Here is a 6018-nt window from a genome sequence, read left to right on the forward strand (position 1 = left end):
ATTATAAATATTATAAATTAACTATAAGCTTGCAATAGCTGAATGTAAATCATTTGGGACAGAGGGTTCCTCGTTCCTAGGAAAAAAATGGTGGGTCAAGGGACCTGTCCCCGTGATCCACCCGCATCCCATTATTTGATTCGATCGATTATTTTTCCATAATTTAGAGTGAATCCTCCGCGGATGTATTTGCCACCGAGGACTTCGACTGGCCCAAGTCGAGAGAGTGGGTCTTGTTCTGAGTATTCCCAGTCAAGTGTTGCGTCGCCAAACCATTCGACCGTGTTGATAGCTTGATAGAATTCGTTTTGTATCACTAGGTTTAGGTCAGGGGCAGAGGATTCTACACCTGGCATTCTTTTTACTTGTAGTCTTGGGAATAGGAGAGGGGTATTTACCTCTTTTTCCTTTTTCTCTAATGTAACACGAATAACCTTTTTTCCTCTTCTAGTCACTGTTCCGTTGATTTTTGTTTCCACTTTTTCAAAAGAGATTTCGCCTATTTTTTTCGGGTAGCCCCAAATTTCTCTTCCGGCACAAAGGGCATCATCTGAATCCACATATTCATAGGCCATGCACGCTCCTTTTTGCCCTTTATAGGAGCAGGGGATGATGAGACCGCCCTCCGAATATGGATTGAGACCTTCTATTTTATGATTGGTGAGAACGAATACCTCAAAGATGTCGCTCTCCAGTTTAAATTCCTTCGGTAAAAAGGATTGCATGATCTCTGGCTTTCCTTTTGCATAGATGCTGATTTTTTCATAGTCGGTATAGGTATAGGGCAAACCGGGAAAGAGAGGAGCATACTCTGGTAAAATTGCATAATTTGGTTTCATTGATTCTTCCTTTCCTTTCACGTGTTATCCTGAAATATTTTGGTTCGGTGAAATGGTTTTATCTGGTACCATTTTACTTACGATGAAAATAGCCAGGGTAGCACAGATCATGCCTGGTACCACTTCCATCATGTAGGAGCTAAGCCCGACTGCATACCAAATCGAAGCAGAGACTGTTCCGACGAGCATCCCAGCAATGGCACCCCATCGACTTACTACCCTAGGAGCTGCGAGTAACATCACGAGTAGTGGTCCAAATGCAGATGCCATTCCAGACCAAGCATACACAACGAGCTTGAAAACAGTATCAATATTCGCTAATGCTAAACCAGTAACGATTACACCTAAAATGACCATCGTTATTCGTGTGAACTTCACCAATTGTGCCTCACTGTACTTCTTTTTACTAAATGATTTTAGAAGGTCACTAGAAAGTGTTTGTACAGATAGTAGTAACTGTGATGAGAAGGTTGATTGAATGGCGGCGAAAATGGCCCCAACAACTATCCCTGTCATAACCGAAGGCATTATCTCCATGACAACACTTGGAAATGCGTATTCTGGGTCAGCTAAGTTGGGTAATATCAGTCTTGCACAAAGACCTAGTATACTAGAACCAGTCATGACAATGATTCCCCATGCAACCGCAATATAAAGCCCCTTTTTGATAGTTTCATTGTCTTTTGCTGAGAAGAAACGTTGTAGGATATGTGGCTGCCCAATTTCTCCAATTCCATAGAAAAGCAAACCGGCAATCAATCCAAATGCAGCTGATCCAGTAGCCCCCGCGGCCGTATGACCTAAAATTGGATCCACTGCTAGAAGCTGTGACCATAACTCGCCCCAACCACCTAAATGGAAGATTAAGTATATTGGGAAAAAGAAAAGTACAGCTAGCATAATAAAACCTTGAACCACATCTGTATACATGACTGATTTATAACCACCTGTGAAACAATAGGCAATGACAAAGATTGCACTTCCAATAAGGCCGATATTGTAATCTAAACCGACGAGAACATCAATAGTTTTTCCAGCTGCCGTTAACTGGGATGCCATATACGGAATGAAAAATAGGATAATTAAGAGTCCCGCAATAATTTTTACAAGATGTGTTTTATCATTTAATTTCTTATCGAAAAAGTCGGCAAGGCTAAGGGCCCCAAGTTTTTCACCTTGACTGCGTAGTCGAGGCCCCAGGTAAAACCAGTTAAAAAGAACCCCAGCAGCAAATCCTGGTAGCATCCACATACTGACTGCACCAAAGGAGTATGCAAAACCCACTGCACCAATGAAAATCCAACCACTTGAATCTGTCGCCCCCGCACTAATCGCGGTGGCAACCGGACCGAAACCTCGTTTTCCAAGAAAATAGCTTTCTTCATCATTGCCATTCCCTCTTCCGGCATACACCCCAACAAAGAATACCAAGGCCAAATATATAATTAAGGTAATCGCAATTACTATCATTCCACATCACCTTCTTTCCTAAAAAACTTCACAAGCACAAAAGCCACAACAATATTCAATAGCGGTACACCAATATAAAGAAAATTAACAATAAACGGCACCTTCATCCAATCAACTCCTCCATTTTGGGTCATGGGGACAAGTTCCTCGTCCCACAACCTTGATAATGTTTTAAATCAGTTTATTTAGGATTTTTGCCCAGCCGTTTTCTTCAGTGGCATGGAAGTCACCAATTACGTATGTTCCTCCAAGTACCTCAACAGGTTGAAATTCATCAAGTGGATCATTTGGAAGTCCATTTAGTTCTACGGAAATCGGTGCTTCTAGCCTTGATTTGGTTACAAAGTCAGGTGAAGTATCACGACTGAGAACCATCTGTGTTAGGATTCCAGGTCCATCTGGACGAGGTAATGTGTAAAGTAATAAGTGTGGATAGATTTGAACAGCTGGAATAGGATGATCCAATTGTTCGCTCAGGTCCATTTTTAACTGAATCAAATCAACGCCATCCTTTGTTACAGTTGCTGTTATTTTTCCATCCTCTTCGACCAATGAAGCCTCTGCGAATTTTTTCGGATAGCCCCATAGCTCGCGACCTGCAATGCATGACCAGGTTGTGTTTTCATATTCGAACATATAATATCCACCGACTACATCCTTGTATTTTACAGGGATGATAATACCAACATCATAGAATGAACCATTGCTTGCATTTCCGAAGTCTGAAATGGATACAACGAATTGATCGCTAACATACTCAAATGGGGTTGGTTCTAAATACTTTTGAATCATTTCTGGTGTTGTCCGGCAATAGGCCGTTAACGTTTTCAAATTTGGGCAGCTGTAAGGAACAGTTGGATTGTCAAACACAGGTGCTTGCACTGGCATATTGTTCCCATGTGGGACTTTGTAAGGCCTTTCCATTTGATCATCTCCTTTTGTAATGTACATATTTATATTTGCAAGTTACGTGCCAACATGAGGAACTGAATTTTCTTGATTATGCTCTTGGGGTTTGGTATAAAATTACTCGTTTTTCGGTAGATTTCCGATTTTTCGGTAACCTTCTATTTTTTAAGTGGTTGTAAACTATTAATAATTGGTAATTTCTGTTTGGCATGATTTTTGCATTAGTAAAAATATGTATAAGTTATATTTTGTAGGAGGTAATTATTTTGAAAAAACCATATGAAGTACAAAACTTTTGGACGGTTCCTATTCAAGCACCACTTGTAAATGAATCATGTTTTCCACCATTTTCATGCATTAACAGTAAGGCACTTACAGCTTATTTTCGTGTGAACCCAGAGGTTATTAATAAATACTTAGAACCGACTCCTTTTGAATATGTAAGCGATGTGGTATATGCCTATGTCTCAGACTATACAACAGCAGATCCGAATGACGGATATAACCAAGGATTTTATGATACTGGCCTTGTCATCCCGGTGAAATACAAGGGCAGAGTAGGGGTACATGTACTATTTGAATATGAAAATCACGACTATGCCATTGCAGCTGGTCGTGAAATCTGGGGCTACCCAAAGAAATATGGAGAAGCAACTTTAAAAGAAGAAAACGGAAAATTAATCGGCATTGTATATAAAAATGGAACAGATCTTATCCGTTTAGAGATGGATCTATCTGCTAAGTTGAAGAAGCCCATCCAAAAACCAACCCTTTTCCCACATTTTCAAATAAAAGTCGACCCAAAACCAGATGGTCCTGGAATCGACTCTAAAAAGATTCTTTCCCGAGACGCTTCAGCCGACTTTGTTACAAAGAGCTATATCGAACGCTCTATCAAAGTAGAGCTAAAAGGAATCCCATACAACCGACTGGATGAATTCCAACCTGTTGAAATCCTCGGAGGCAGCTACACCATCGGGGATTACCACGCCTCCATGGAAAACGGCTGGGCCAAGATTGAAGAATTCATCAAGGGCTGATCTGATTATGGGACACGGGGACAGGTTCCGTGTCCCTGTAAATATATGGTGGGTCAAAGGACCTGTCCTTTTGTCCCAACTTTATTTAGGTGCTTACGAAGTCCGTATTTGTCGATTTTACTGTTAAGGGTTTGCTGGGGAATATCGAGATCTCTTGCTGCTCTTGATATATTTCCACCAGTTTGTTTTAACGCATCGGTAATGATATCAAGCTCAATTTCTGCTAAAGTGTCCCTTAGTTTTATCCGTTCCCCGTTTGCAAGAGATGTGAAAGATTTTTTGGGCGGCAGGGAATAAGGATTAATGTGATTAATATCGGTTGACCGAATGATTTTTGTGTTTGTAAAATTCATTGCACGGTCCATTACATTACGGAATTCGCGAACATTTCCAGGCCAATGGTAGGCCATAAGCTGATCAAGTGCATCCTCACTGATACCATGAACAACTTTTGGTATTTTTCTTTTCAGCTCTTCGATAAAATGCTGTGCTAATAGCGGAATATCTTCGCTTCTTTCTCTGAGCGGCGGGATCTCGAGATATAGCACGTTTAGACGATAAAATAAATCCACGCGCATTTTCCCATTTTTTAAAAGTTTTTCAGGTGGCATATTGCTTGAGGAAATGAGCCTAAAATCCACCTGGATTTCTCGGTCACCTCCAACCCTCCGAACTTTTCCTTCTTCGATTACCCGTAGAATCTTCGCCTGTAAGTTGAGGGGCATAGAATTAATTTCATCTAAAAACATTACTCCTCCATTCGCTATTTCAAACAAGCCAGGTTTGTTTTCGGCACCGGTATAACTTCCTTTTACCGTCCCAAAAAGGATGCTTTCAAGAAGTGCCTCTGGAATAGCAGCACAATTATATGCAACAAATGGAGAGGTGTGTGGATCTTTACTTAACGAAAAGATTGCTTGGGCGACTAATTCTTTACCAGTGCCTGTTTCACCATAGATGAAAAGGTGGGATGAACTTTGGGAACATACTATTATTTGTTCCTTCAATCTTTTCATCGCCATACTCTCACCAATTATCGAATCGATCGTATAATAAGAGGGTTTTTCTTGTTTGATAGACATATTCTCCTGTTTAAAAGAAAGTGACTGGTTCTCCTGAATTAATTTTTCCGATAGTTTACTAACCCCAGTGAGGTCATCACCGAATTCGAATGCACCAACTATTTTTTCGTTCTGATTAATAGGGTAAGTATTCGCGATAGAGACACGCCTATTTCCTTCGATATCATAATACTGCATCATTTTCCCCTCAATAGGTACACCTGTTGTGATAACTTGATATAAAGTGCTTGTCTCTTTGTCAAGGTTTGGAAAAATATCAAAGATGGACTTTCCTAATACATTTGATCCACCAAAAAACAATTCACGTGCAATATCATTTACATACACAATTTTGAAATTTATATCCGCAATATAAACTGGCTCCCCCATTTTACTTATAATCGTTTCAAACAAATCATTACCTAAAACAACACTACTCAACTCTAAACCTCCTCCAAGCAAAGTGTTGATTTATATCATTATATTCTAAATATTTTAAATATACCATAAGCAAAGTGACAGGTCGTCTGGGACAAAGGGACAGTGGACTATAACCCGAATAATGGACAATTCTAATAAAGAGACATTATTCGGGTTTTCTAATATTGATGAAATGAAAACCCGTTAATAATAAATTTAGCGATTATGGACGGAGGTTTTGTATGAATAAAAGGGTTCTTTCAGTAGAAGAAATTAAAC

General features: G+C 39.8%; 5 protein-coding genes. 1 reads left to right on the forward strand and 4 read right to left on the reverse strand.

Annotated elements, in window-relative coordinates:
* Positions 1-131: 131 nt before the first annotated feature.
* The 3 genes from V7112_RS18195 to V7112_RS18205 form a co-directional block, all read right to left on the reverse strand.
* A complete protein-coding gene (locus V7112_RS18195; protein ID WP_335422466.1) occupies positions 132-839 on the reverse strand; it encodes an acetoacetate decarboxylase family protein in 708 nt (235 codons plus the stop codon).
* A 24-nt stretch (positions 840-863) separates the two neighbouring features.
* Positions 864-2309 carry a sodium/proline symporter gene (locus tag V7112_RS18200; RefSeq protein ID WP_335422469.1) on the reverse strand — a complete coding sequence of 482 codons (1446 nt, stop codon included), beginning with the start codon at positions 2307-2309 and terminating at the stop codon, positions 864-866.
* A gap of 171 nt (positions 2310-2480) precedes the next feature.
* A complete protein-coding gene (locus V7112_RS18205; protein WP_335422471.1) occupies positions 2481-3233 on the reverse strand; it encodes an acetoacetate decarboxylase family protein in 753 nt (250 codons plus the stop codon).
* 251 nt (positions 3234-3484) lie between these two features.
* On the opposite strand from V7112_RS18205, the gene V7112_RS18210 reads away from it, so the two are divergent.
* Complete coding sequence (locus V7112_RS18210; RefSeq protein WP_335422472.1) at positions 3485-4258, forward strand: acetoacetate decarboxylase family protein; 774 nt, start codon at positions 3485-3487, stop codon at positions 4256-4258.
* Between the two features lie 53 nt (positions 4259-4311).
* Here V7112_RS18210 and V7112_RS18215 read toward each other — a convergent pair whose 3' ends face one another.
* Positions 4312-5760, reverse strand: coding sequence for a sigma-54 interaction domain-containing protein (locus tag V7112_RS18215; RefSeq protein WP_335422474.1), 1449 nt, complete (start codon positions 5758-5760; stop codon positions 4312-4314).
* Positions 5761-6018 lie beyond the last annotated feature (258 nt).

The organism is Bacillus sp. JJ1566 (genome assembly GCF_036962685.1).
Lineage (GTDB): Bacteria > Bacillota > Bacilli > Bacillales > Bacillaceae_L > Ferdinandcohnia.

What these genes read in the sequence shown, in the direction of transcription:
- V7112_RS18195 (WP_335422466.1), bottom strand. Translation starts at nt 839, where the DNA reads ATGAAACCAAATTATGCAATTTTACCAGAGTATGCTCCTCTCTTTCCC.
- V7112_RS18205 (WP_335422471.1), bottom strand. Translation starts at nt 3,233, where the DNA reads ATGGAAAGGCCTTACAAAGTCCCACATGGGAACAATATGCCAGTGCAA.
- V7112_RS18200 (WP_335422469.1), bottom strand. Translation starts at nt 2,309, where the DNA reads ATGATAGTAATTGCGATTACCTTAATTATATATTTGGCCTTGGTATTC.